The sequence below is a fragment of the Weissella viridescens genome (genome assembly GCF_003862435.1).
Taxonomy (GTDB): Bacteria; Bacillota; Bacilli; order Lactobacillales; family Lactobacillaceae; genus Weissella; species Weissella viridescens_A.
Window position 1 is genome coordinate 1 of the sequence record NZ_RHGY01000018.1, and the last position, 1,176, is coordinate 1,176.

The 1,176-nt window shown below is 35.7% G+C and carries 1 protein-coding gene and 2 rRNA genes; 1 reads left to right on the top strand and 2 read right to left on the bottom strand.

Annotated features, from left to right (window positions below; all coding sequences use genetic code 11):
* Positions 1-112, bottom strand: a 16S ribosomal RNA gene (locus D3P96_RS08250); the annotation flags it as partial.
* A 429-nt stretch (positions 113-541) separates the two neighbouring features.
* Here D3P96_RS08250 and D3P96_RS08255 point away from each other — a divergent pair.
* A complete protein-coding gene (locus D3P96_RS08255; protein WP_124943873.1) occupies positions 542-928 on the top strand; it encodes a hypothetical protein in 387 nt (128 codons plus the stop codon).
* 95 nt (positions 929-1,023) lie between these two features.
* On the opposite strand, the gene rrf is transcribed toward D3P96_RS08255, so the two are convergent.
* Positions 1,024-1,140: ribosomal RNA gene (gene rrf, locus D3P96_RS08260) — 5S ribosomal RNA — on the bottom strand.
* Between the last annotated feature and the right edge of the window lie 36 nt (positions 1,141-1,176).

The following is a 1,176-nucleotide window of genomic DNA, read 5'->3' on the forward strand; positions in this document are numbered from 1 at the left end:
TCGTCATATCTGAGCAAGCTCTTCAAATCAGTTGGACCACAAAGCGTTCGACTTGCATGTATTAGGCACGCCGCCAGCGTTCATCCTGAGCCAGGATCAAACTCTCATTTTGTACTTACTCCATAAATGAAGAAAGGTTTCAAAAGCTTGATATTACTCAATTTTTCTTTTTGTTGTTTAACAGATTGTTAAACGAATTTACTAGCGAATTGACTTCGCAAATGTTTGCACCAAATAAATTTGGTGACCCTACACATTTGTTTATATCGAAACGATATTCAGTTTTCAATGATCTACTTGGTGGCCAAGAAGCTGTTTTACCAACGACTCAACTTGATTAATAATACACACTTCAATTTGAATTGTCAACAACTTTTTAATAAATGTTTTTTACTGTCATCTGTGTATGTTTCCATCGCTTGACGGCCTATTTATATTACCCTTGCCCGGTTTAAAATGCAAGCTTTTTTAGTAATATCGTAAATTAATTTTACGTGCTATACTTATCTAATATAATCTCAAAAGATAAAAGGACATTTCAATGACTCAAAAAGCAGAACAAATTAATGGCGAAACGTTTCTAGCGAACGTTTTACAATACAGTCGCAACAATCACTATAATCATATTAATGTAAGCGTACGTTTAAATCGTAATCCAGCATACACCCGTCAGGTTATGAATGTCACACTTAAGCGTATTTCAAAAAAGTATGGTAATGATGAACGATTATACATGTCGATTCCATCAGATAACGCGACCAAGTTTTTAGCTTTAATCAATCGATTGAAAGAAAATATGTTTGCAAATTCTGAAAAGCAGATTTCTTGGTCAACTGATTTATTAGCTCGTCATGAACAAACCTTCGGTTACCGTCAAATTCGTGAGCGTGATCAATACAATAATTTAGAATTTGAAATTTTACTATAACGATTTAAAGTCTATACCCAAATTGTATAGGCTTTTTTTGAGTTCATTTTACATTTATGCACAAAAAAAGCCGCCAGCACTGGCGACTTTCGTTTGCATTGCGACGTCCTATCCTCGCAGGAAGAGATCCTCCAACTACTTTCGGCGCTATTGAGCTTAACTTCTGTGTTCGGTATGGGAACAGGTGTGACCTCAATGCCATCATCACAACACGGTGTTGATGAGACTTACGTCTCTCAAAACTGAAT

Bases quoted from the DNA above. Each gene is read 5' to 3' on its own strand.
- D3P96_RS08255 (WP_124943873.1), top strand. From the start codon at position 542: ATGACTCAAAAAGCAGAACAAATTAATGGCGAAACGTTTCTAGCGAAC.